We start from the raw sequence: 26,440 nt of genomic DNA on the forward strand, positions 1-26,440 counted from the left end.
CCATGAAGAAATCTGTAATTATTGTCGCCGGTGGAAAGGGCTTGCGGATGGGGAGTGAACTTCCGAAACAATTCCTTCCTGTCGGCGGTAAGCCTGTGTTGATGCATACACTGGAAGTATTCCGGAAGTATGATGCCACACTTCAGATAATATTAGTGCTCCCCAAAGAACAGCAGGACTTTTGGAAGCAGCTCTGTGAGGAGCACGGCTTTGATGTGGAACATCTGATTGCCGATGGTGGCGGGACACGCTTTCATTCAGTAAAGAATGGTCTGGCGTTGGTGCAGGCACCCGGACTGGTGGGAGTGCATGATGGTGTCCGTCCGTTTGTCTCGGTAGAAGTGATTCAACGTTGTTACGATTTGGCGGGAGAGCGGAAAGCCGTGATTCCGGTGGTTGATGTAGTCGAGACACTGCGCCATTTGACAAATGACGGTAGTGAAACGGTCAGCCGCAATGACTATAAACTGGTGCAGACACCTCAAGTCTTTGACGTGGAATTGCTGAAACAGGCTTATGAGCAAGAGTTTACCCCATTCTTTACTGATGACGCCTCGGTAGTGGAAGCAATGGGTGTGCCTGTATATCTGGCAGAAGGTAATCGTGAAAATATAAAAATAACAACTCCTTTCGACTTGAAAGTGGGGAGTGCTCTGTTGTAAATGTTCGATTTAGTCACACGCGACATAAAATTTATCTCCGGTGTAGGGCCGCAGAAGGCTGCTGTATTAAACAAGGAGTTGGAAATCTACTCCTTGCACGACTTGATTTATTACTTCCCTTACAAATACGTTGACCGGAGCCGCATCTATTACATCCACGAAATAGATGGCAATATGCCGTATATCCAACTGAAAGGAGAGATTCTCGGCTTCGAAACTATCGGCGAAGGCCGGCAGCGACGTCTTACCGCCCACTTTTCAGACGGAACGGGAGTTGTGGATTTAGTGTGGTTTCAAGGGATAAAGTATATCTTAGGCAAATATAAACTCCACGAAGAATACATCATCTTCGGCAAACCGACCGTTTTCAACGGCCGTATCAACGTAGCCCATCCCGACATAGACAAGACGGACGACCTGAAACTTTCTTCCATAGGTCTTCAACCTTATTATAATACAACGGAGAAGATGAAACGCAGCTTCCTCAATTCCCACGCGATTGAGAAGATGATGGCGACTGTGATTCAGCAGATACAGGAACCTCTGCCCGAAACGCTTTCTCCCAAACTGTTGGCAGAGCATCACTTGATGCCGCTGACGGAAGCTCTTCGGAATATACACTTCCCGACGAATCCTGACTTGCTTCGCAGGGCGCAGTATCGTCTTAAATTCGAAGAACTGTTTTATGTACAGCTCAATATCCTTCGATATGCCAAAGACAGGCAACGGAGATACCGTGGCTATATCTTTGAAAAAGTAGGCGACGTATTCAATACATTTTATGCAAAGAACCTGCCTTTCCAACTTACCGGAGCGCAGAAACGTGTGTTGAAAGAAATCCGCAACGACGTGGGCGGCGGTCGGCAGATGAACCGTCTTTTACAAGGGGATGTCGGTAGCGGAAAGACGCTCGTTGCCCTGATGAGTATGCTGCTTGCCTTGGATAATGGGTATCAGGCATGTATGATGGCGCCTACCGAAATCCTGGCAAACCAGCACTATGAAACCATAAAGGAGTTGCTTTTCGGAATGGATGTACGTGTCGAACTACTGACCGGTTCCATCAAAGGGAAAAAAAGAGAAGCCATCCTTGCCGGACTGCTGACCGGTGACGTGCATATCCTGATAGGGACTCATGCCGTCATCGAGGATACTGTCAACTTCTCCTCATTAGGCTTTGTCGTCATTGACGAACAACACCGCTTCGGAGTAGCGCAACGTGCCCGTCTTTGGAGTAAGAATAACCAACCGCCGCATATACTTGTAATGACTGCGACACCTATCCCCCGTACCTTGGCGATGACCCTGTATGGTGACTTGGATGTCTCCGTTATTGATGAACTTCCCCCCGGTCGGAAGCCGATAACCACCGTCCACCAGTTTGACAATCGCCGGGAAAGTATGTACCGTTTCGTACAGAAGCAAATCGACGAGGGACGTCAGGTCTATATCGTTTATCCTTTAATAAAGGAGAGCGAAAAGATTGATTTGAAGAACCTTGAAGAAGGTTATCAGCATATTCTCGAAGAATTTCCCAAATGTACGGTTTGCAAAGTGCATGGCAAAATGAAATCTGCCGAGAAAGACGAGCAGATGCAGCTTTTCATTTCGGGAAATGCACAGATAATGGTAGCCACTACAGTAATCGAAGTAGGAGTGAACGTGCCCAACGCTTCGGTGATGATTATTGAAAATGCCGAACGTTTCGGACTGTCACAGTTGCACCAGTTGCGTGGCCGGGTAGGGCGTGGCGCCGACCAGTCTTATTGTATCTTGGTGACTAATTATAAACTGACCGAGGACACCCGCAAACGGCTTGAAATCATGGTGCGTACCAATGATGGCTTTGAAATAGCGGAAGCCGACTTGAAGCTGCGCGGTCCCGGCGACCTTGAAGGAACCCAGCAAAGCGGTGTCGCTTTCGATTTGAAGATAGCCGATATTACCCGTGACGGACAATTGCTTCAATATGTCCGCTCCATAGCCGAAGGAATTGTTGAACAAGACCCAACAGCTCAGAATCCGGAGAATGAAATTCTGTGGCGGCAACTCAAATCCCTGCGGAAAACGAATGTTAACTGGGCTGCTATTAGTTGAAAAACGGTTAAACATACAGTTTATTTGCGTAAATGTGTTGCATAACATATTTTTGCCCTATTCTCCCTATTCATAGGAGTTTAGAGGGCGAATCTTTCTTGCTGTCAGAGCTAATCGTCTGAAAAATAGTTAATAACTTCCTTGCTGTTTCAAAGGAAAAGACTATCTTTGAAGGAATTTTTTTAGTAAATGTATCGTTTAACCATTTGAAAAGTCGAGTGTTATGCTTGAAAAAACGCTGGTCATTTTAAAACCATGTACCCTTCAACGGGGGCTGGTTGGTGAGATTACTCATCGCTTCGAACGTAAAGGATTAAGGTTGGCCGGCATGAAGATGATGCAACTGACAGATGAATTGCTAAGCGAACATTATGCCCACCTCAGTGGCAGGGAATTCTTTCAACGTGTGAAAGATTCCATGATGACAGCTCCTGTTATCGTTTGTTGTTTTGAAGGTGTGGATGCTATTCAAACAGTCCGTACGTTGGCGGGACCGACTAACGGACGTCTGGCGGCCCCGGGAACTATTCGTGGGGATTACAGTATGAGCTTTCAAGAGAATATTGTTCATGCTTCCGATTCACCGGAGACTGCGGCTGTCGAATTAATGAGATTTTTTAAACCGGAAGAAATATTCGATTACAAACAGGCTACTTTTGACTACCTGTATGCAAACGACGAATATTAAATGAATTGACAAAGAACGAATGAATTTCAATTGCATTATTAAAACTGGATTGGTGGCCGTAGCGGCTATGGTTAGTCTGAGCTCTTTCTCGCAAGACCTGATTGCACGGCAGGCACCGATAGACAAGAAATTAAAATCTGTAGACTCTTTGGCATTGCAGAAGCAAATCCGTGCCGAACAGTCTGAATATCCCGCCCTAAGTCTTTATCCTAACTGGAATAACCAGTATGTACACGCTTACGGAAATGCTATTATCCCCGAAACTTATACTATCGACCTGACTGGTTTCCATATGCCGACTCCGAGCACGAAAATTACTTCGCCTTTCGGTCCCCGTTGGAGAAGAATGCACAATGGTCTTGATTTGAAAGTGAACATCGGTGATACTATTGTTGCCGCATTCGACGGTAAAGTGCGTATCGTGAAATATGAACGCAGAGGGTATGGAAAGTATGTCGTTATCCGTCATGATAATGGATTGGAAACTGTATACGGGCACTTGTCCAAACAATTGGTTGAAGAAAATCAATTGGTGAAAGCCGGTGAAGTGATCGGGCTGGGTGGTAACACCGGACGTTCTACCGGATCTCATCTTCATTTTGAAACTCGTTTCTTGGGAATTGCAATCAATCCTGTTTATATGTTCGACTTCCCGAAACAAGATATCGTTGCCGACACTTATACGTTCCGGAGGACAAAAGGCGTGAAACGTGCAGGTTCACATGATACTCAAGTAGCCGATGGTGCTATTCGTTATCATAAGGTAAAGAGCGGCGATACTTTATCCCGCATTGCCAAATTGCGTGGAGTATCAGTCAGCACACTTTGTAAGTTGAACCGTATCAAACCGACCACGACTTTGCGTATCGGACAGGTTTTGCGTTGTTCATAACCCCACCTGCTTATAAAACAGTAATACAATAGCTTTGGAAGAGGGCACTTTAATATAATTTAGAGTGCCCTCTTTCTGTTTTTACTTAATTATTGTTACCTTTGCGCACTATTTGGAAGAAAATGAAAGATACCAAGCAACAATTTGAACATGTCATCGCTTTGTGCCGTGACTTATTTTCCAAGAAGCTGCACGATTACGGGCCTGCGTGGCGTATCCTGCGTCCGGCTTCGGTAACCGACCAGATTTTTATCAAAGCCAACCGGATTCGCAGTATCGAAACCAAAGGAGTGACCTTGATTGACGAGGGAATCCGTGCTGAGTTTATTGCCATTGTCAACTACGGTATTATCGGACTTATCCAGTTGGAGCTGGGATATGCCGAATCTGCCGACATCAGCAATGAAGAAGCGATGGCTTTGTATGATAAATATGCCAAAGAAACCCTGGAACTGATGCTTGCCAAGAATCATGACTATGATGAGGCTTGGCGGAGTATGCGTGTCAGCTCTTACACAGACTTGATTTTGATGAAGATATACCGTACCAAGCAGATTGAAAGCCTGTCCGGCAATACATTGGTTTCCGAGGGAGTTGACGCCAATTATATGGATATGATAAATTACTCTGTCTTCGGACTGATAAAGATAGAATTTGAAGGATAAGAACCTACATATCATTCAGGAAGTGGTGGCGAATACCGGTCGTTTTCTTTTGGCGGCTTCGTTCATCTTCTCCGGATTTGTAAAGGCAGTTGATCCGCTGGGGTTCCAGTATAAGATACAGGATTATCTGGCTGCATTCGGCATGGCTTCCTGGTTCCCTTCATTCTTCCCTTTGCTGGGCGGCATCACGCTGTCTGCCATTGAGTTTTTTATTGGCATCTCCCTGTTTTTTGGTACACGGAGAACGCTTGTCTCCTCATTGGCGTTGATGCTGATGATTTTTATGACACCGCTGACTCTGTATCTTGCAATCTTCGATCCGGTTTCAGACTGCGGTTGTTTTGGTGATGCCTGGATATTGACGAATTGGGAAACCTTCGGCAAGAATGTCATACTGTTGCTTGCGGCAATCGCAGCATTCCGTTACAGAACGATGCTGGTCCGCTTTATCAGTGTGAAAATGGAATGGTTGGTTTCTCTGTACACATTGTTTTTTGTGTTTACTTTGTCGTTTTATTGTTTAGACCGTCTGCCTGTTTTGGATTTTCGTCCTTATAAGACAGGGAAAAATATCCTTGAGGGAATGACAATACCCGAAGGGGCGAAACCGAGCGTATATGAGAGTGTCTTTATCTTGGAGAAGAACGGAGAAAAGAAAGAATTTACGCTGGATAACTATCCGGATAGCACATGGACATTTGTCGATACACGTACGGTACTCAAGGAGAAGGGATATGAACCGGCTATCCACGATTTCTCCATGATGGATCTGGGCACGGGGGATGATATCACGGATGATGTATTGACCGATATGGGATATACATTCCTGTTGGTTGCTCATCGGATTGAAGAAGCGGATGACAGTAACATCGACTTGATTAACGAAATATACGATTACTCGGTGGAACGTGGCTATAAGTTCTATTGCCTTACTTCTTCGCCTGAGGAACAGATAGAGTTGTGGAAGGATAAAACCGGAGCGGAATATCCTTTCTGTCAGATGGATGATATAACATTGAAGACGATGATCCGCTCCAATCCGGGATTGATGTTGATAAAGAACGGGACGATTCTGAATAAATGGAGTGATGAGGATATACCGGATGAATATGTGCTGACCGACAAACTGGAAAATTTGCCGATAGGACAACAAAAGATGGAAAGTGACGCTCACACGGTGGGATATGTATTCTTGTGGTTCATTATTCCATTGTTGCTGGTATTGGGAGTGGATGTCTTGGTAGTCCGTCGCAGAGAACGGAAATCCGCCAAGCAGAAGCAGCAGGAAGAGGCTCTGAAAGTTGCCGAAGTCCCCAAACCGTCGGACAATGCCCCCAAGCCGGCAGACAACGATCCAACGTCAGTGGATAACTCCAATGAGGTGAAGCCATAGGCTAAAATAGTAAACCGTAAATAAAAGAATAGTAAATTTATTAACCCTTTAAATAAAGAAAACAAAATGAGAAAGAACATTGTTGCAGGAAACTGGAAAATGAACAAAACCCTTCAAGAGGGTATCGCTTTGGCTAAAGAATTGAACGAAGCATTGGCTAACGAAAAGCCTAACTGTGATGTAATCATCTGTACTCCGTTTATCCATCTGGCTTCTGTTACTCCGCTGGTAGACGCTGCCAAGATTGGTGTAGGTGCAGAAAACTGTGCTGACAAGGCATCCGGTGCTTATACTGGTGAAGTTTCTGCTGAGATGGTTGCTTCTACCGGTGCTAAATATGTAATCCTGGGTCACTCTGAACGTCGTGCTTACTACGGTGAGACAGTTGCTATCCTCGAAGAAAAAGTAAAATTGGCTTTGGCTAACGGCCTGATTCCGATTTTCTGTATCGGTGAGGTATTGGAAGAACGCGAAGCTGACAAGCAGAACGAAGTTGTAGCTGCTCAGATGGAATCTGTGTTCTCTCTGTCTGCTGAAGACTTCTCTAAGATTATATTGGCTTACGAACCGGTTTGGGCCATCGGTACAGGTAAAACGGCTTCTCCTGAACAAGCTCAGGAAATCCACGCTTTCATCCGTTCGATTGTTGCTGACAAGTATGGTAAGGAAATCGCTGACAATACTTCCATCCTTTATGGTGGTAGCTGCAAACCTTCTAACGCTAAGGAACTGTTCTCTAATCCGGACGTTGACGGTGGTCTGATTGGTGGCGCTGCTCTGAAAGTATCTGATTTCAAAGGTATCATTGATGCTTTTAACGCATAATTAAAACTTATTTCAGGCACGGAGTTCACGGATTACACGGTTTAGTGTATGAAATAGGAAACGGTGTAATCCGCGTAATCCGTGCCTAAATATAATTCATAGAATGAAAAAACTTGCTTTACTTACTTTGTTGTTGGTCTTGACAGGTGTCTGTGCACAGGCACAGGGCATTGTCAAAAGCCTGGAACGTACAGTGCCGGGGCAGGGGAAAGTGACTATTCATCAAGACCCCCGTATTGAAGCGCTGATTGGTGTGGAACGTCCTGCGACAGGTGAACAGAAGGTAATAAAGACTTCCGGATACCGGATACAGGCGTATGCCGGTAACAATACCCGTCAGGCGAAGAATGATGCTTATCAGGTAGCCTCACGCATCAAAGAGTATTTCCCGGAGTTGCCGATATATACTTCATTCACTCCGCCCCGTTGGCTTTGCCGTGTGGGTGATTTCAGGAGCATTGAAGAAGCGGACGCGATGATGCGTCGGTTGAAAGCTACCGGTGTGTTTAAAGAGGTCTCTATTGTAAGAGCCCAGATAAATATCCCTTTATAAATCTATCATGTTAGGAAAAGAAGAAATAATCTCTCCGAATCTGGAGGAGTTGAAAAGTCATTATCACAGTATTATAACTTTGTTGGGTGAAGATGCCGGACGGGAAGGGTTGTTGAAAACACCTGAACGCGTGGCTAAAGCGATGTTGAGTCTGACAAAGGGGTATCATATGGATCCTCACGAAGTGCTCCGCTCGGCTAAATTCAAGGAAGAATACAGTCAGATGGTGATTGTGAAAGATATTGATTTCTTCTCTCTCTGCGAACATCATATGCTGCCGTTCTATGGAAAGGCGCACGTGGCTTATATACCTAACGGCTATATTACCGGGCTGAGCAAGATTGCCCGTGTAGTCGATATTTTCTCTCACCGCTTGCAAGTGCAGGAACGTATGACGCTGCAAATTAAGGAATGTATTCAGGAAACGCTGAATCCATTAGGCGTGATGGTTGTAGTGGAGGCAAAGCATATGTGTATGCAAATGCGTGGTGTGGAAAAGCAGAACTCCATTACTACTACTTCCGACTTTACAGGTGCTTTCAATCAGGCAAAGACGCGCGAGGAGTTTATGAATCTTATTCAGCACGGGCGGGTATGAACTGCTTCCCGCAAAACGAATTGGACAGAATAAGATTAGCGTAGGACGACACGGTCCCCTAATCGTTTTGCCATAATGTTTTGTACTGTTCTCAGTTCATTATAGCGCTGCATCAGCGAATCGCATTTCTCATTATCATGAGCAAGAGCCGGGTCTTGCAATGCATAAAGCATATGCTTCAGCTCTTCCGTCACGATTGCGTATTTGAAGTTAATCATCAGCATCGGAACCAGTTCGTAGAGCCGTTCTTCGTCTGTCACAATCTTCTGTGACTTGGAATGGTATTTACTTAACTGATAACGGACATTAATCAAGTCCACACTCAGCTTGCTGATAGTCGGGTCGGGGTGCGCCAGGAAATAGCGTTCTGCAACAAATCCCGAATCATGCATATGTGCGGCAGCTTCCGACAGCATTTGGCGGTGCAGCGGATTATGGAAAGCCAAATCATCTTCCTTCAAATCATTGATTACATACTCTATGACGGTTACCGGAATTTCATTCCCCTCTTCGTCAGTCAGGTTGCACATTACTTTCTCACCGTGACGGACTACCGCTTGCAGTATCAGCCGCTCGAATTTATAGAACTCCTGTCCTTCCTTTCCTTCCTGTGGAATGAAAGAAGCATAGTTATCCTCTTGTGGAGGAAAAGGTGCTTCGGCATATCCGGCATCACTAACTCCCGGTGGTAACGGGATATCGCCGTTGGGCATGGGGGCACTTCCGCCTGCTTCTCCTTGCTGGCCTTGTTGAGCCATTGAAGCTGTCCTTTCGGCAATCCGGCGATCCCGTTCGGTCTGTTCGGCCCGCTTCTCCGCTTGTGTCTCCCGTCTTTTGGCAACTTCCGATACCAGCAATTTATCTTCTACATGCAGTAACTGGGCACATTCTTTGATATAGACGTCGCGTACAATCGCCTCCGGTATGACGGAGATGCTTTGTACCAGGTTACCGATAAGCTCTGCCCGTTTGATAGGATCTTTTCCGGCATCTTCCAACAATAGGTTGGTTTTGAAGCGGATAAAATCCGTCTCATGCTCTGATATGAAGGCTTGAAATTCCGTAGAGTTATGTTTGCGGGCAAAAGAGTCCGGGTCGTCACCATCGGGCAGCAGACAGACTTTGATATTCATACCCTCTTCAAGCAGCATATCAATCCCCCGGATAGAAGCCTTGATACCTGCTGCGTCACCGTCATAGAGCACAGTCATGTTGTTGGTGAAGCGGTGAATCATACGGATTTGTCCCGGTGTAAGAGCCGTTCCCGAAGAAGCAACCACATTCTCTATACCGGACTGATGCATAGAAATAACATCCGTGTAGCCCTCGACCAGAAAACATCGGTCTTGTTTCACAATCGCCTGCTTGGCGAAATAGATACCGTATAATTCGTTACTCTTATGGTAAATCTCTGATTCGGGTGAGTTGACATATTTGACTTTGACACCTTTAGTAGCATTAGCAAGCACACGTCCGCCAAAAGCCACCACTTTACCGGAAAGAGTATGCACCGGGAAAATGACACGTCCCCAAAAACGATCCCGTAAACGATGGTCGTCTGTTTCATAGCAAAGCCCGGTCTTTACTAAATATTCTTTCTTATAGCCTTTCTGCAATGCCTCATTGGCGAAAGCATCATGGCTATCGGTACAGTATCCCAATTGGAATTTCTCAATGATATCATCCCGAAACCCACGGTTACGGAAGTAGGCCATACCGATACTGCGTCCGTCTACATGATTCTTCAGTATGTTCTGAAAGTAGTCGCGTGCGAAATTATTAACAATAAACAGGCTTTCGCGTTCGCTCTGCACAAACTTCTCTTCATCGCTCAGCTCCCGTTCTTTGATTTCGATATTATATTTCTTGGCAAGGTATTTCAGAGCTTCGGGATAAGACATCTGTTCGTGCTCCATGATAAAGTGCACTGCGTTTCCACCCTTGCCGCAGGCAAAACATTTGCAAAGCCCTTTGGCGGGAGAAACGTAAAAAGAAGGTGTCTTGTCACTATGGAATGGACACAGACCGACGTAATTGACACCGCGCTTGCGCAGGGTGACAAAGTCCGAAACGACATCCATAATCTGTGCCGCGTCCAATATCCGGTCGATGGTTCCTTGATCTATCATTCTTCTTTTCTCCTGTGAATCCGTTTTTGCGGATACAAAGGTACACATAAAAAAATCCCCTGCAAAGAACTTTTGCAGGGGATGGTTAAATCTTACCTATATCGGTGGCGGATTATTTAATCTTCTCCCGAATCTTCGTCAGATACTTTTTCATCCCTTCCGCATCCTTGTTCTCGATGATTTCGAGAAGGTTTTTCAGCTCGGTACGGATATTGGTCACTTGTCCCGGAGTACGTGGATTGAACAGGATTTCCTGGAGCAGGTAGTCGTCTTCGCTCAACAGACCTTTGGCGATAGCCATATGTTTTTTGAACGTAGTTCCCGGAGCTTCCTGATGTTTCATTACGGCTGCGAATACGAAAGTCGAAACGAACGGAATGGAGAGCGAGTAGGCTACTGTCTCGTCATGTTCGTCGAACGTATATTCGAAGATATTCAGTCTCAACGTCTGATAGAGGTCTTTGAAGAATATCTTTCCCAAATGGTCGCCTTCACTGATGATGATCGCATTCTCGCTGCTCAAGTTGCTGAGACTGGCGAAAGTAGGACCAAACATCGGGTGACTGGAAACATAACGGAAGCCGCTTTCTTCATAAAACTTCTTCAGTCCTGTTTTTACAGAGGCAATGTCACTAATGATACAGTCTTTGGGCAGTACGGGCAATACTTTGCGGAAAGCATCCAACGTGTACTTTACTGTAACGGCATTGATAACCAGTTCCGGTTCGAATTCCTTAATCTCCTCTAATGTGGTGAAACGGTACGTGTTATAGACAAAACGCAACTGGTGCGGGTTGACGTCATACACGGCCGTCTCGTGTTGAAAACTCAATATATCAGTAAAGAAGGAGCCCATTTTTCCGGCTCCGAGGATTAATATTCTCACGTTTGTTAACGATTAATGGTTAGTGATTAGTGATTAACGAATGGAGTTAGTGATTAATGATTAAAGTCATAGACTGATGATAACCTGCTATTTTACATATACTATAATATAGCGCAGCCAATTAATCATTAATCACTAACCGTTAATCACTTATTAATAATTTCCATCTGTTGACGAACAGATTCTTCGTGAATAGCCTCGAAGATTTTCTTCATAAACTCTGCATCCATGCCGCATTGTTCTCCCTGCATTCCGCGCTTTTCGAGAATTTCATTGTAACGTCCGGCTTGTAGTACAGTGATGTTGTGCTCTTTCTTGAATGTACCGATTTCGCGGGCGACACGCATTCTCTTGGCAAGCTCCTGGATGATGTTGTCGTCACATTCGTCAATCTGTTTGCGCAATAAGCTAAGGCTTTCCGTAGATTGAGTCTCGGTACGGATAACCAGCAGGTTGAGGATATAGTCGAGTACATCGGGAGTAACCTGTTGCGAAGCATCGCTCCATGCACAATCCGGGTTACAGTGGCTTTCTACAATCAGGCCGTCGAAGTTCAAGTCCATTGCCTGCTGGCAAAGCGGGGCTACCAGTTCACGTTTGCCGCCGATATGGCTCGGGTCGCAGAAAATAGGAAGATTAGGGATACGGCGGCGCAGTTCGATAGGAATATGCCATTGGGGAAGATTCCGGTAAATCTTCTTATCGTAGCTGCTGAAACCGCGGTGGATAGCACCCAGACGTTTCAAACCGGCGTTGTTGATACGTTCCAAAGCTCCGATCCATAGTTCAAGGTCAGGGTTGACGGGATTCTTGACCAATACAGGTATATCGACACCTTTCAGTGCGTCAGCGATTTCCTGTACGGCGAAAGGATTGGCAGTGGTACGTGCACCTACCCAAAGAATATCAATTCCGGCTTTCAGGCATTCATACACGTGTTTGGCAGTTGCCACTTCGGTAGAAACATACATACCTGTTTCTTTCTTTACCTCTTTCAGCCAGGCAAGACCCTCTACGCCGACTCCTTCGAAACCACCCGGTTTGGTACGCGGTTTCCAGATTCCTGCACGGAATATCTTTTGCCCTTTAGCTGCCAATTGCTTGGCTGTATCCATCACTTGTTCTTCAGTCTCTGCACTACATGGGCCGGCAATAACAATCGGTCTTTTAGCTTCAATGCCCGGTAATAAAATTGATTCGAGTTCCATATTCTTATTTGTTTTTACTTTTATACTAATGATTATTGGTTGTGGGAAGCGGCTAGAGACTTTTGATTCTTTCCAGTGCTTCCGCTAATTTTGAATCCTTGCAACAGAGGGAGATACGGATATATCTTGCTCCGTTACTGCCGAAAATAAATCCCGGAGTGATGAACACTCTTGCTTCGTGCAGCACTTTTTCCGTCAGTTCCTCTACATCCTTGCAAGATGCGGGAATTTTCCCCCAGAGGAACATTCCTACTTGCTTTTCATCGTAGGTGCATCCCAATGTTTTCATAATCTCACCGGCGAGGTGGCGGCGGTTCCGGTAGTTTTCGTTGTTGCCTTCATACCAGTCTGCTTCGGCTTCCAAAGCTGTGGCAGCCGCCAGTTGCATGGCACGGAACATTCCGCTGTCGATGTTACTCTTTACTTTCAGTATCCATTGTACGAATTCTGGGTTTGAAGCTAACATTCCGATGCGCCAGCCCGGCATATTGTGGCTCTTGCTCATGGAATTGAATTCGATGCAACATTCTTTGGCTCCCGGCACACTCAGAATACTGATAGGCTTTTCGTTCAGTATAAAGCTGTATGGATTGTCGTTCACAATCACAATATTCTTCCGGCGGGCAAAGTCAACGAGTCGTTCATACAGTTCGGGAGTTGCGTTTGCGCCTGTCGGCATATTCGGATAGTTCGTCCACATCAGCTTCACGCGGCTTAAATCCATCTTCTCCAGTGCCTCGAAATCGGGCATCCAGCCGTCTTCCTCTTTCAAATCGTAATTGATGACTTCCGCACCGAGTATCTTGCTCAAGGAAGTATAAGTAGGGTATCCCGGATTCGGAACCAATACCTGTTCGCCCGGATTGACAAAAGCCAGTGTGACATGAAGAATACCTTCTTTCGAGCCAATCAGCGGTTGTATTTCCGTATTCGGATTCAGTTCCACTCCATACCACCGTTGATACCAGGCAGCAAAACCTTTGCGAAGTTCGGGGATACCTACGTACGGTTGATAACCGTGTCCGTTCGGGTCGTGGGCATTGTTGCACAATGTCTCGATGGTTTTCTTGGAAGGCGGCATATCGGGGCTGCCGATGCCTAAGCTGATGACATCTTTTCCTTCCGCATTCATCTGTGCCACTTCTTTCAGTTTCTTGGAGAAGTAGTATTCGCTTACACTTGCCAGTCTGTCGGCAGGAGCGATTTTATACATTTGACTTTCCTTCTGCATATTCGCCTAATGTTTTGAGTTCTTTAGTTAATGGAGTGATTGCTGCAATGGATTGCTTATATCTCAGATAATCGTTGAAAGCTACGTCTACGTAAAACTGGTATTCCCATTCACGTCCGATAATCGGCAACGATTGTATCTTGGTCAGATTGATGTTGTAAAAAGACAGGATAGACAATACTTGTGACAAACTACCTTCCGTATGTGGCAGAGTGAATACCATACTTGCCTTGTTGGTTGTGTTGGCATGGTGCTGGCGAAGCTCGTCCACTTGCCAGGGATCAGCAACTACCAGAAAACGGGTGAAGTTATGCTTGTTTGTTTCGATGCCTTCTTGAAGGACTTTCATTCCATAGCGTTCGGCAGCCGCTTTGGAGCAGATTGCGGCGTGTCCTTTCAGATTCCCGTTCTTGATAGCTTCTGCGCTGCGTGCCGTATCTTCACCTTCCACCACTTTCAGTTGCGGATGCTGGTTCAGGAAATCACGGCACTGCATCAAGGCGATAGGGTGGGAGTTGACTTCTGTCAGATCTTCCCAACTTTCATCGGGCAGGCAGACGAAGCTGTGCGAGATACGCAGTTTGTATTCACCGATAATCTGCGTGCCGCTCTGTCTCAGCAGCTCATTGTTGTGCAGCAGGCTGCCCGCAATCGTATTCTCTATGGCTAGCATTCCGATAACCTGACTGTCTTTACGTATCGAAGTAAACACGTCTTCGAAGCTGGCACAACAGATTAACTCTATTTCTTCTCCCTCGAAGTACTTGTGTGCGGCGATATCGTGATATGAGCCGAGTGTTCCTTGAATTGCTATCTTTTTCATTGTTCTAAATGTATTATATAAAAAAATCCCGCGTCCATATTGGAGCGGGATTCATATGATTGATTTCTCTATTCAGTCCTTAAGCATCACTGTCACTTGATACATACAAACTCCCGCTCTACTTTGTTGCTAAAGTAAAAGTAAAAAAAGAAGTAATATGCATAAGTAAATGATCTCATACGAGTCTTTGTTTTTTGCTTTGGTTTTTAATTCTGGGGACAAAAGTAATACTTTTCTGCTAAACGCAAACAAAAAGCGATACTTTTTTTGTTTTCTTGCCTAAAATATATAAAAAGGACACTTAGAAGATACCAGGAAGCGCTTCCGGTTTAGCCCCAAGGTTCTTGAATTCTCCGTTCAGTCCGGCCTCTTCTTTCGGATTCAGTTCCAAAGACTTCTTCATATCTTCCACGGAGCCGTCTTTATCCCCGTTCAACAATTTGGCGCGTCCGCGCTCCTTGTAGGCTTCCGCAAAATTCGGATTCAGTTCGATAGCCTCATCAAACAGGGCGATGGCTTCCGTCAGTTTCTTTTGGTTGATATAAAGTTGCCCCAAGTAAAGATATGCCTGTTCGTTGAAAGGGTTTATTTCTGTGACAAACTGGTAGTCCGCTTCCGCTTCTTCAGCTTGTCCGTTCGCTTCTTTCACTTTTCCGCGCAGGAGCATGGCAGTTTCTTCTTCCGGGTTTTGTGCAAGTACGGCGTCTATGTCATCCATCATCTCGTTATACTGTTTCATATTCAGCAGAGCTTCCGCACGCATCAGGCGGGCTTCGATGAAATCATCTTTCAACGTGATGGCTTTCGTGAGATGGGCGATAGTCATCAGGTCATCGTTCTGTCCCTGACGGGCTTTTCCCAGCAGATAATGCGCTACGGCATTTCCTTCTTCGATGGCAATCGCCTTATTGGCTGCCTCTTCCATAGCCTGATAATCTTCCTGGATAAAGCATACATTCGCCAATGTCAGGAAAGTATGGGTGATGTGCGGTTCCATGACAGCCATTTTCTCCAACAGTTCGCGGGCTTTTGCGGTGTCGCCCATTTGGATGTAGAGTTGACTGAGATACCCCATCGTTTCAAACTCTTCCTCAATGGCAAGAGCTTCCGTGAAACATTTTACGGCATAATCCGGACGTCCCATGCGTTGCGCACGCAAACCGTCGTATTTGAAAATCTCGAATCTTTTCCGGTCGTTTTTCTGCTTTTCACTTTCCGGAGTTTCAGACTTACCGGAGAAGAAAGATTTAAAAAAGTTCGGCATGATATGTTGTTTTTGAGTTTATCTGCAAATGTAATAACTTATTTTGAAATATGTATCATTCCATCCTGCATCTTCAATGCACCTTCTTCCAATAAATGCCGGATAACTTCCGCCACTTCCTCTTTTTCCGCTGTTATTTTATTGGCTATTTCTACTGGAGATAGCGGATTCTGAATAAGCAGTTCTGTAATTTGCCGTTTCAGTTTCTCGAAAGATGCTTCGGATAGAGAATCTGTTGCACGATGGCTGATACAGACATCGCATTGTCCGCAGTTATGTTCGTTTTTCTCTCCGAAGTAGCGGAGCAGCATCCGGCTGCGGCATACATTGTCTGAAGTGACATACTCTTCCATCGCCTTGATGCGCGCTTCATAGCGGACTTTGCGTTCTTCATAGACAGAAGGCGGAATATGTACGAAACGAAGTTCCTGACGTTCGCGCGTATATATAATATAAGGTGTCTTTTTGCGAGGAATGTAATCCACGATACGGCGTTTGGTCAGTGTCACCAGTATGTTGTAGATTTGCTCGCGTGTCAGTCCGGTACGTATGGACAGGGATGCTTCGCTGATATACGCATAATCCGTGAATACTCCTGTGTACGAACGGAGAATGGTCTGTATCAGCGCTTCCGCTTCTGCCCCCATTTCGCGCAACTTGTACAACTCATCCCGGCGAAGCGTGAAAAGGATACGCGAAGCATTGTCCTGCTCATCCGTATATTCCAGATAACCGGCTTGAGTCAAGATTTTCAGTGCACTGTCCACCGGAACCGGAAAGTATTTGAACTTCCGGCAGAACTCTTCGATATTGAATTCGCGGACACATTGAAATCCGTCCCCCATCGCCATCTGATAATAATACTGTAAATGTTCGTAGACATTGAGTATGTATTCCTTGTCGGGAAAGGTATCCACTATGCGCTTATGCAGGGTCGTCTTGTCCGATTTGGTATATAAGATTACGGCATAAGCCTTTTCTCCGTCTCTTCCCGCACGTCCGGCTTCCTGAAAATAGGCTTCGGGCGAATCTGGAAGATCGAGATGCAGCACAATGCGGACGTCAGGTTTGTCAATTCCCATTCCGAAAGCATTTGTGGCTACCATTACACGGACCTCTCCGTTTTGCCAACGTTTTTGCCGCAGGTCTTTTACGGCATTGTCAAGTCCCGCATGATAGAAATCGGCGGTAATATCTTCGTTTACCAGCAGTTCGGTGATTTCTTTGGTCCGTCGCCTGTTGCGGACATAAATAATGGCGCTGCCCGGTATCCTTCGTAAGATATGCAATAATTCTTTTGTCTTATTATCTGTCTTGCGGACGATATACGCCAGGTTTTTCCGCTCAAAGCTCATGCGGAAAACATTCCCCTCATGGAAATTCAGCCGGGCTTGGATGTCTTTTACTACTTCCGGGGTGGCGGTGGCGGTAAGTGCCAGTACGGGAACTCCTGGCAAAAGTTCCCGTATTTCCGCTATCTTCAGGTAAGCGGGACGGAAATCATATCCCCATTGTGAGATACAGTGACTTTCGTCCACTGTAATCATGGAGACTTTCATGGAGCGGAGTTTGATACGGAAAATTTCCGTATCCAGACGTTCCGGAGAAATGTAGAGGAATTTGTAATTGCCGAAGATGCAGTTCTCAAGTGCGGTGATAATCTCTTGCCGTGTCATACCGGAGTATACGGCAAGAGCCTTGATGCCGCGTTTGCGCAGATTATACACCTGGTCCTTCATCAGGGCGATGAGGGGAGTGATGACAAGACAGAGCCCTTCTTGGGCGAGGGCAGGAACTTGAAATGTGATGGACTTGCCGCCGCCGGTCGGCATCAGTCCCAGTGTGTCTTTGCCTTCGCCGATACTGGTAATGATCTCTTCCTGCAAGTCGCGGAAAGAGTCATATCCCCAGTATTGTTTTAATATCTCCTGATACTTATTCAATCGGTCTTATATCCTCGATTTGAAGTTGCACTTCACCACGTTTGTGGGTATTCTCTTCGATGGTGTAGCAGATGTCGAACGAACGTTTGGTCTTGATATAACGCACGTGCGAGCTTTGCCCGAATGCGATACCGTTCATCACATTGTTCGATTTATTGTCAACCAGTTCCAGTTTGATATGTTCCTGGTCGCGTCCCACCACTTTACTCGTCCCATAATCATAGACATGATGTGTACAGAAAATGGGCTTTATGTTGTCGGGCCCGAAGGGATTGAACTTTTTCAGATCATTGAAGAATTTGGGAGAAATATCCCTGAAGTCAATCTCGGCATCAATATCAATGACGGCACTGGTTTGTTCCGGCAAGATATGCTGTGAGACGTACTCTTCAAACCGTTTGGTGAAAGCATCCACATTCTCCACCTTCATGGACAATCCAGCAGCATAGGTATGTCCGCCGAAATTTTCCAGCAAGTCGCGGCAATGCTCAATCGCTTTATATACATCGAAACCGGAAACAGAACGTGCGGAACCTGTTGCCATGTCATCTGTGCGGGTCAGTACTACGGCAGGACGATAATAGACTTCCGTCAGGCGGGAAGCTACGATGCCAATCACCCCTTTGTGCCATTCCTCATTATAAAGCACGATAGAGCGTCGGTCGGCTAATCCGTCCAGGTTGGCGACGATGTTGTTTGCCTCTTCCGTCATGCTTTTATCGAGGTCTTTCCGTGTCTCGTTGTACTGATTGATTTGTCCGGCTTTCTCAAGCGCAGCCGAGAAATCTTTTTCCGTCAGTAAGTCCACCGCTTCTTTTCCGTTCTGGATACGTCCCGACGCATTGATGCGCGGTCCGATTTTGAACACGATGTCGCTGACGGTGATTTCTTTTTCGGAAAGTCCGCATACATCGATAATGGCTTTCATCCCGATACTCGGATTGCTGTTCAATTGCTTCAGCCCATGAAAAGCAAGAATACGGTTTTCGCCCATAATCGGCACGATGTCCGATGCGATACTTACCGCCACGATGTCGAGTAGCGGAATCAGATGATGAAACTCGATACCGTTGCTGATAGCGAATGCCTGCATAAATTTGAAGCCGACACCGCAGCCCGAAAGGTGTGTGTACGGATACGTATTATCCAAGCGTTTGGCGTTCAGGATAGCTACGGCAGGCGGCAGGATATCATCCGGCACATGATGGTCGCAGATGATAAAATCAATGCCTTTCTCTTTGGCATACGTGATTTCCTCTACTGCCTTTATTCCGCAATCGAGTACGATAATCAGACTCACACCGGTTTCAGCGGCATAGTCCACTCCTTTTTTAGAAATGCCATACCCCTCGTTGTAACGGTCGGGTATGTAATAGTCAAGGTTCGAATAGAACTGTTGAATAAACTTGTAGACCAGTGCCACGGCGGTAGTACCGTCTACGTCATAATCTCCATAAATTAGAATACGTTCTTTCTTTCCCATCGCCCTGTTCAGACGTTCTACTGCAATATCCATGTCCTTCATCAGGAACGGATCATGCAGGTCGGGCAATTGCGGGCGGAAAAACTTCTTGGCATCCGTTGCCTTCGTTATTCCCCGCTGCACCAAAAGCTGTCCAAGTATCGGGCTAATCCCTAATTCCTGGGCCAATGTCTGGCTTGTCTCTGCCTGTTCGGGTGTAATGGGTCGATAATTCCATTTGTGATTCATTTTATATATTGTTTTTTCTTTTTCTGTTCTCAAGGGTTGAGAAAGGCACTTCTTTCCAACAAGGGGTAAAAGTACGAAAAAAACGGGAAGTGAAAGGCAGATACTACGAAAATATTTCAGTGAAGTATGGATGAGGACTTTTTTGCAATAGAAATGTAGTGGCATCCGGACTTTTTTTTCTTTATGGTTTTACTTTTCTATACTGCTTTTTGGCAGCTAACTTCTTTTGGTTATCTTTGCTTCACTAACCAATATAAAAACAAGGAGAGAAATCCACAAAATGGGAAGACTGGATGATACTATAAACACTGGAATGACATTTGATAATATCTATATGGAGTATTATCAACGTTGCTTCTTATTTGCCAAGTCTTATCTCCATGACGAAATGTTATCCAAAGATATAGCTTCCGAAGCCATGATAACTTTATGGACTACGATGAAAACCGAAGATGTGAAAAACATCCGTGCTTTCCTGATGACCGTAGTAAAGAACCAGGCATTAAATCATCTGCGAAATGAACATCTGCGAATGGAAGCCCGTGAAAGTATATTGGCGGATGAACTCTACGAACTTGATTTCCGCATCGCTTCTTTGGACTCTTCTGACCCGAACCAACTTTTCTCTGAAGAAATAACTGATATTGTGAACCGTACTTTGAACGGATTACCGGAAAAGACAAGAAAAGCATTTATGATGAGCCGGTATGAGAATAAATCGGTGAAGGAGATTGCCGAAGCGCTGGATGTCACACTGAAAGGAGCCGATTATCATATTAGTAAAGCGCTGCAACAATTGAGAAAGAACCTGAAAGACTATCTTTATACCTTATTATTTTTCTAATAAAGTTGTCCACCGGTGAAGCACTCCTCCGGCACCGGGGAAGGCACCCTCCGGCACCGGGGAAGGCACCCTTCGGCACCGAGGAAGGTACCCTTCGGCACCGAGGAACAAATAAACGGTTAAAAACGCACTTTTTTTATTTTTCCCACTAGTGAACTTTGCAAGTGGCGTGTCTTATATATGTAAGCCCACAAAGAGCTTATATATAAACCTAAGAATAAGAAAAGGTATGGACGCGAAACTATTGAATAAATATATTGCAGGTGACGCACTTCCCGAAGAAAAAAAGGAAGTGATACGCTGGATGAAGGAGAGCGAAGATAATCGGGAACAGTTGATGCAACTGCACCGTGTCTACAATGCCACTATATGGAATGGAAACTTACAGGCAGAAAAAACAGAGAAGAAGAAACCTGTGATGCGTTACCTCTGGACATCTATGAAGATAGCGGCGGTCGTTGCCATGATTGCTTTTATTATCCATAAGGAATATCAGGAATACCGGATAGAACATTCTGCCGAAATGCAAATTATGACCGTCCCGGCAGGACAAAGGGCTAGTCTGGTCTTGGCTGACGGAACAACTGTTTGGCTGAACTCCAACTCTACCTTGAAATATCCGGCAACCGGATTTCGTTCCAAAGAAAGGAAAGTGGTTTTGGAAGGAGAGGGATATTTCGAAGTGGCACATAACGAGAAGCATCCTTTCATTGTAGAAACGGAGAAATACGATATCAGAGTATTGGGAACCACCTTCAATGTCTCTGCCTACCCAAACTCCGGTTTATTCGAGACATCTTTGATTGAAGGTAAAGTTACCATATATCAGCCCGATACACAACATGAAGTGACCTTGAAACCTCATGAAAAGGTAGAAGCTAAAGATGGAAAACTCTACAAGGAGACTTTCTCATCGGACAATGATTTCTTGTGGAGAATGGGTATCTATTCCTTCAAGGATGAACCACTGGAAACAGTCTTCAGGAAATTGGAGCAATATTATGAAGTGAAGATTATTAATAAGAATGAGGAAATCGCTTCCCGCTCGTGTACCGGTAAGTTCCGTCAGAAAGAAGGAATCGAGCACGTGATGAAGGTATTGCAGAAGTACGTCAAATTCAACTATATACAGGACGATGAGAAAAATCAGATAATTATCTATTAAATTAACCCTAGTATTTAATCTAAAAAAGAAACACCCGGAATGAGAGCAAGAGAACCAGCCCTTTCAAAACAGAAATATCGGTAAATGCTGCAACACTTACCGATATGTGAGAAGTCAATAAAAAAGACTCGATATCTGTTACAAATCTTTATGTATTAACTTAATAACTCTAGGCAAAGATATGAAAAATAATCTTTGGTATGGGCGTATTGTCCATAGAAAAACACACTGTACTCAAATTTTAAGAATTATGAGGTTAACTGTCTTTTTCCTGTTATTCATCATTTTTGAGACGTATGCCCTGGACGGCTTTTCTCAGAATCAGAAAGTTACGATGAATAAAGGAACCGCAACATTCGCCGAAATCATCAGGCAGATTGAAAAGCAAACAGACTATTTGTTTATTTACAATGAACGTGAAGTTAGTCTGAAACGGAAAGTAACCATTTCCACTCAGAATGGGACAGTGGCAAGTCTGCTGCTGGATGCATTGAAAGGTACGGAGTTCTCCTATACGATGGAAGGGAAACACATCATCCTTACGAAAAAACAAGCTGAAGTGCAAAGCTCTGTGCAGCACAAGAAAAGAATAACCGGCTTGGTGAAGGAATATTCGGGCGAAGTCATTGTAGGATGCAATGTGTCGGTTAAGGGTACTACCATCGGTACAATTACTGATATAAATGGTAAATACAGTCTTGAAGTTCCCGATAATGCTGTCTTGGTCTTTTCATTCCTCGGATATAAGAGCATGGAATATCCGGTGAAGACGCAACAGACCATCAATGTGACGTTGGACGAAGATTCAAAAGCATTGAATGAAGTCGTCGTAGTGGGGTATGGAACACAGCGAAAGGCATTGGTGACCAATGCAATCAGTTCTTTCAAACCGACAGAATCGAATATGCGTCCGGTATTGACACCGAGTGAATTGCTACAGGGGCGTGTAGCGGGTGTCACGGTATCGACCGGTTCCGGCAACCTGGGAAGTTCCGAACGAATGAGTATCCGCGGTGCCGCTTCTTTGAGTGCCAGCAACGAACCTCTGTATGTGGTGGACGGAATACCCATCCTCAACAGTAACGCTTCCTTATTCAATATGGGTGAAGATTTGAGTTCGATGGCAGTATTGAATCTGACGGACATCGAATCTATCGAAGTTTTGAAAGATGCCGCTTCGGCAGCTATTTACGGTTCGCGGGCAACGAATGGCGTGGTGGTGATTACAACCAAATCCGGTAAGGAAGGTCGTTCGGATATTCGTTTGAATGTCAGTACGGGAATCTCCAAATTCGCCAATAAGGGACGCATCAAATATGCGGATTCCGATTTGTATGTAGAAACCTACAACGATGGAGTCGAACGTTATAATCGTCAGAATGGCTATACCGTAGGTTCTGCAGGCTATGTGGTTCCTATCTCCAACCCTTTCCAGGGATTACCCGATACGGATTGGCTGGATTTGATTACTCAGGTGGGACATTCTTACAATGTGGACTTATCCTTCTCCGGCGGAAGCAAGAAAACCAAGTTCTATGTTGGAGCCAACTACAATTATCAGGAAGGTATAATCAAGACCAATGATATAACCAAAATCAACCTAAAAGCGAAGATTAGTCATGAAATGACTTCCTGGTTGGAAGTAGGCGCCAATGTCAGCGGTAATTATCTGAAGAACAACCGTGTGCCGGGAGCCAATATCGGTTCTACCATCGTAGCCCGTGCCGTTGAACAACGCCCTTTCGACCGTCCGTACAAACCGAACGGTGACTATTACTTAGGTGGAACCGACGAACTGGCACGGCACAATCCGCTTCAGATTCTGAATGAAGAAGTTTCCTATATTGATACTTACCGTTATTTGGGTACGTTCAATGCAGACTTGAAATACAAGAAGTTCAGTCTGAAAAACTCAGTCAGCACCGACATCGGATATACGTATGACTATGTGTACTACAATGAGAATCATCCTTATGGAGCGGGTGGCGGACGTATTGTTGAGTACAACTGCTTGGTGAAGAACTTATTGATAGAGAATGTATTCAACTATAATGATAAGTTCGGTGATTTTGAAGCAGGTTTGATGCTGGGACATTCTTTCCAGAAAATGTCCACTCGTACGTCTTCCATCGACGGACGCGGTTTTCCTTCTCCGGTATTCGATACGGTCGGCACGGCTTCCGAAATCTATAATGCTTCGGGCGGTATCTCCGAGTTTGCCATGGAGTCTTACTTCGGACGTATCAACCTGTCTTATTTAGACCGTTACATCTTGAATGTGACCATGCGTTCAGACGGTTCATCCCGTTTTGCCCCTTCCGACCGTTACGGGTATTTCCCCTCTGTCTCTTTAGGTTGGAATGTATCGAAAGAATCTTTCTGGAAATTCCCTCAAACAGACTTGAAGTTCCGCTTGAGTTATGGCAAGACCGGAAATCAGGATGGAATCGGCAACTATGCCTGGCAACCGTTGATGTCCGGCGGCATCAACTACGGCAATAATAGCGGTATGGCTGTCACCAGCATGGGAAACAACAAACTGACATGGGAAACTGCCGACCAGTATGACTTCGGCTTCGACCTGGGCTTTTGGAACGGCAAGCTGAATATGATTGCCGATATTTATCTGAAGAATACGAACAACCTGCTCTATTCAATGCCCTTGCACGGAACAAGCGGTTTCACCAGTATCACCAGCAATATCGGTTCCATGCGGAACTACGGTGTGGAATTTTCCATCAACGGCCATCTGAATATAGGGAAAGTCAACTGGACTTCCTCTTTCAACATCTCCCACAACAAGAACAAACTGACTAAACTGCTGGGAGACGACTTGCTTCCGATAGGTGCTAACCGCGCCTTGAAAGTAGGTGCGGAACTGGGAGCTTTCTACCTGTTCCGGATGGACGGACTCTACCAATATGACGGTGAAGTGCCGCAACCGTTGTATGACCTGGGTGTACGTGCCGGTGACGTGAAATATCATGACGTGGATAATAATGGTATTATCAATGATAACGACCGTGTACTGACCGGTTCTTCCAATCCCGATTTCTTCGGTGGATGGAACAATACTTTCAAATACAAAGGTTTCCAACTGGATGTGTTCTTTACGTATATGTACGGAAATGATGTGTATGCCGAATGGGCGGTAACCGCCACACGCCCCGGATACCGCATGGCTATTACGGAAGATGTCGCCAAGAATCGTTGGACGGCTCCGGGAAGTTCTAATAAATATCCGCGTGCAGTCAATACGCTGTGTGGGCATAACAGCAAAAACTCCACCCGTTTCCTTGAAGACGGCTCTTTCATCCGCCTGCGTTCTCTCACGTTCAGCTATACATTCCCGCAGGTAATGTTACAAAAGATTCGGTTGAAAGGTCTGCGCCTCTATGTGCAAGGGGACAACCTGTTGCTGTTCTCCAAATACTCCGGCTGGGACCCTGAAGTGAGTAAGAACATGGACCCGCAATACTTTGGCGTCGATTTGTATGGAGTGCCGCCTTCCCGTTCGGTCAATTTCGGAATAAACCTTAGTTTCTAATCATAAACGCTCACAATGATGAAAAAGATTATTTATATATTTCTCGGATGCCTGTTGCTGGCTTCATGCAGTGGCATGCTTGATATCGAATCCCACTCCGCCGTATCGCCGGGAAGTGTGACGCCCAAAGACTTATCGGCTTTACGCATGGGAATGTACAATAAAGTGCAAAACTCTCCAGCACGCGAGTCATACATCACCTTTGATATATTGGGCGGAGATTTGACTCAAAGTACAGGAAATGCAAGGGACTTGATAAACTCTGTACTTTCTTCACTGAATTCAATCGTAGCCAACAGTTGGAACGGCTATTATAATGCGTTATATCAAGTAAATAATGTTATCTCCATCGTAGAGGACCTTCCCGAATCCGACCTGCGGAATCTGATTATCGGAGAAGCGCATTATTTCAGGGCATATATCTATCATTCACTGGTGACACGCTGGGGTGGTGTGCCTATCCAAAGAGTGAATACAATGGACAAGCCTTTCCGTGATTCGGAAGAAGCTGTCTGGATATTTATTGAGGAAGAACTTGAAACAGCCCTTGCTTTTCTGGGTACTTCTTCCAGTTGTTACTATGTATCCCGCGATGCCGCCCTTGCACTGAAAGCCCGTGTAATGCTCGAACGTGGTAAAAAGACGGAAGCGGCTGCACTGGCGGAAGGTCTGATAAAGGATGGAAAATACAAACTGGATAGCTTCGACAAGATATTCCGGGGAAAGACCAACACGGAAGTTATTTTTTCCTTCCAATGTCTGGCGGAAGAATCGAATATCACCATTTCCACCTTATTCTATACATATGCTCATCCCAATCACGGCAGCTATGTCTATCGTCCCACTAACGACGTGATGAATATGTATGACGACAAGGATAAACGGAAAGAAGTTTCCATTATTAATGTGGGAGCCGAACCTTGTATCAATAAATATCCGAGCGGACAGACCGGTACTGACCCCGTAGTAATGAGCCGCCTGGCCGAAATGTACCTGATAAGTGCGGAAGCGCAAGGACTCTCCAAGGGCTTGGGACGGCTGAACGACTTGCGGAAAGAACGCGGGCTGGATGCCGTAAATCCGAAAGACGAAGATGAATTTATAGAATATATCCTGGACGAACGCCGGAAGGAACTGCTTGCTGAAGGTTTCAGATATTATGACCTCATACGTACGAATAAGGCAAAGACAATGCTCGGACTGAAAGATTACCAGTTGGTATTGCCTATACCGGGCAAGGAAATGATTTCGAATCCGAACCTTGAACCGAATCCCGGATATTGATAATGATTGTATTTATACTTATTAAAGAGACA

At 45.3% G+C, this 26,440-nt stretch carries 21 protein-coding genes; 13 read left to right on the plus strand and 8 right to left on the minus strand.

The window, feature by feature from the left end:
- The first annotated feature begins 2 nt into the window (after positions 1-2).
- The 9 genes from ACGHVY_RS18880 to folE all read left to right on the plus strand — a co-directional run bounded on the left by ACGHVY_RS18880 (position 3) and on the right by folE (position 8,373).
- The gene (locus tag ACGHVY_RS18880) at positions 3-662 is read left to right on the plus strand and encodes a 2-C-methyl-D-erythritol 4-phosphate cytidylyltransferase (RefSeq protein WP_308745537.1); all 660 of its coding nucleotides are present in this window, start codon (positions 3-5) and stop codon (positions 660-662) included.
- Positions 663-2,759 (plus strand): ATP-dependent DNA helicase RecG, encoded by a 2,097-nt coding sequence (recG, locus tag ACGHVY_RS18885; RefSeq protein WP_308745536.1) that lies wholly within the window; start codon positions 663-665, stop codon positions 2,757-2,759.
- A 223-nt stretch (positions 2,760-2,982) separates the two neighbouring features.
- Positions 2,983-3,447, plus strand: a complete 465-nt coding sequence (ndk, locus tag ACGHVY_RS18890; RefSeq protein ID WP_308745535.1) for a nucleoside-diphosphate kinase — start codon at positions 2,983-2,985, stop codon at positions 3,445-3,447.
- 19 nt (positions 3,448-3,466) lie between these two features.
- Positions 3,467-4,339: a M23 family metallopeptidase gene (locus tag ACGHVY_RS18895; protein ID WP_308745534.1), complete on the plus strand. Its 873-nt coding sequence runs from the start codon at positions 3,467-3,469 to the stop codon at positions 4,337-4,339.
- Between the two features lie 122 nt (positions 4,340-4,461).
- A complete protein-coding gene (locus ACGHVY_RS18900; RefSeq protein WP_308745533.1) occupies positions 4,462-5,004 on the plus strand; it encodes a DUF1599 domain-containing protein in 543 nt (180 codons plus the stop codon).
- Positions 4,994-6,397: a BT_3928 family protein gene (locus tag ACGHVY_RS18905; RefSeq protein WP_390600669.1), complete on the plus strand. Its 1,404-nt coding sequence runs from the start codon at positions 4,994-4,996 to the stop codon at positions 6,395-6,397. Before ACGHVY_RS18900 ends, ACGHVY_RS18905 begins: the two co-directional genes overlap by 11 nt.
- A 66-nt stretch (positions 6,398-6,463) precedes the next feature.
- Positions 6,464-7,222 carry a triose-phosphate isomerase gene (tpiA, locus tag ACGHVY_RS18910; RefSeq protein WP_390600672.1) on the plus strand — a complete coding sequence of 253 codons (759 nt, stop codon included), beginning with the start codon at positions 6,464-6,466 and terminating at the stop codon, positions 7,220-7,222.
- 103 nt (positions 7,223-7,325) lie between these two features.
- On the plus strand, positions 7,326-7,775 hold the full coding sequence (locus ACGHVY_RS18915; RefSeq protein ID WP_308745530.1) for an SPOR domain-containing protein: 450 nt from the start codon (positions 7,326-7,328) through the stop codon (positions 7,773-7,775).
- Positions 7,776-7,782: 7 nt separating this feature from the next.
- Complete coding sequence (gene folE, locus ACGHVY_RS18920) at positions 7,783-8,373, plus strand: GTP cyclohydrolase I FolE (protein WP_308745529.1); 591 nt, start codon at positions 7,783-7,785, stop codon at positions 8,371-8,373.
- Positions 8,374-8,408: 35 nt separating this feature from the next.
- Here the strand turns inward: folE and dnaG are convergent, their stop codons facing one another.
- The 8 genes from dnaG to recJ form a co-directional block, all read right to left on the minus strand.
- The gene (gene dnaG / locus ACGHVY_RS18925) at positions 8,409-10,502 is read right to left on the minus strand and encodes a DNA primase (RefSeq protein ID WP_308745528.1); all 2,094 of its coding nucleotides are present in this window, start codon (positions 10,500-10,502) and stop codon (positions 8,409-8,411) included.
- 112 nt (positions 10,503-10,614) lie between these two features.
- Positions 10,615-11,388: a prephenate dehydrogenase/arogenate dehydrogenase family protein gene (locus ACGHVY_RS18930; protein WP_073347560.1), complete on the minus strand. Its 774-nt coding sequence runs from the start codon at positions 11,386-11,388 to the stop codon at positions 10,615-10,617.
- A 146-nt stretch (positions 11,389-11,534) separates the two neighbouring features.
- The gene (locus ACGHVY_RS18935) at positions 11,535-12,596 is read right to left on the minus strand and encodes a bifunctional 3-deoxy-7-phosphoheptulonate synthase/chorismate mutase type II (protein WP_308745527.1); all 1,062 of its coding nucleotides are present in this window, start codon (positions 12,594-12,596) and stop codon (positions 11,535-11,537) included.
- Between the two features lie 52 nt (positions 12,597-12,648).
- Positions 12,649-13,827 carry an aminotransferase class I/II-fold pyridoxal phosphate-dependent enzyme gene (locus tag ACGHVY_RS18940; RefSeq protein WP_308745526.1) on the minus strand — a complete coding sequence of 393 codons (1,179 nt, stop codon included), beginning with the start codon at positions 13,825-13,827 and terminating at the stop codon, positions 12,649-12,651.
- Positions 13,802-14,650, minus strand: a complete 849-nt coding sequence (locus ACGHVY_RS18945; RefSeq protein WP_308745525.1) for a prephenate dehydratase — start codon at positions 14,648-14,650, stop codon at positions 13,802-13,804. The genes ACGHVY_RS18940 and ACGHVY_RS18945 overlap by 26 nt, the downstream gene beginning before the upstream one ends.
- A 301-nt stretch (positions 14,651-14,951) precedes the next feature.
- Entirely contained in the window at positions 14,952-15,914 is a 963-nt protein-coding gene (locus ACGHVY_RS18950; RefSeq protein WP_390600676.1) for a tetratricopeptide repeat protein, read from the minus strand.
- A gap of 38 nt (positions 15,915-15,952) precedes the next feature.
- Positions 15,953-17,857: an ATP-dependent DNA helicase RecQ gene (locus ACGHVY_RS18955; RefSeq protein ID WP_390600678.1), complete on the minus strand. Its 1,905-nt coding sequence runs from the start codon at positions 17,855-17,857 to the stop codon at positions 15,953-15,955.
- Positions 17,850-19,568: a single-stranded-DNA-specific exonuclease RecJ gene (gene recJ, locus ACGHVY_RS18960; RefSeq protein ID WP_390600681.1), complete on the minus strand. Its 1,719-nt coding sequence runs from the start codon at positions 19,566-19,568 to the stop codon at positions 17,850-17,852. The genes ACGHVY_RS18955 and recJ overlap by 8 nt, the downstream gene beginning before the upstream one ends.
- A gap of 313 nt (positions 19,569-19,881) precedes the next feature.
- On the opposite strand from recJ, the gene ACGHVY_RS18965 reads away from it, so the two are divergent.
- From ACGHVY_RS18965 to ACGHVY_RS18980, 4 genes are all read left to right on the plus strand, one after another.
- Positions 19,882-20,412 (plus strand): RNA polymerase sigma-70 factor, encoded by a 531-nt coding sequence (locus ACGHVY_RS18965; protein WP_374047407.1) that lies wholly within the window; start codon positions 19,882-19,884, stop codon positions 20,410-20,412.
- Between the two features lie 229 nt (positions 20,413-20,641).
- Entirely contained in the window at positions 20,642-21,577 is a 936-nt protein-coding gene (locus ACGHVY_RS18970) for a FecR family protein (RefSeq protein WP_390600682.1), read from the plus strand.
- A 334-nt stretch (positions 21,578-21,911) separates the two neighbouring features.
- Complete coding sequence (locus ACGHVY_RS18975; RefSeq protein ID WP_390600981.1) at positions 21,912-25,124, plus strand: TonB-dependent receptor; 3,213 nt, start codon at positions 21,912-21,914, stop codon at positions 25,122-25,124.
- Positions 25,125-25,139: 15 nt separating this feature from the next.
- Positions 25,140-26,408 carry a RagB/SusD family nutrient uptake outer membrane protein gene (locus tag ACGHVY_RS18980; protein WP_390600685.1) on the plus strand — a complete coding sequence of 423 codons (1,269 nt, stop codon included), beginning with the start codon at positions 25,140-25,142 and terminating at the stop codon, positions 26,406-26,408.
- The last annotated feature ends 32 nt before the right edge of the window (positions 26,409-26,440 follow it).

The sequence above is a fragment of the Bacteroides sp. f07 genome, from assembly GCF_042854785.1.
Classification (GTDB): domain Bacteria; phylum Bacteroidota; class Bacteroidia; order Bacteroidales; family Bacteroidaceae; genus Bacteroides.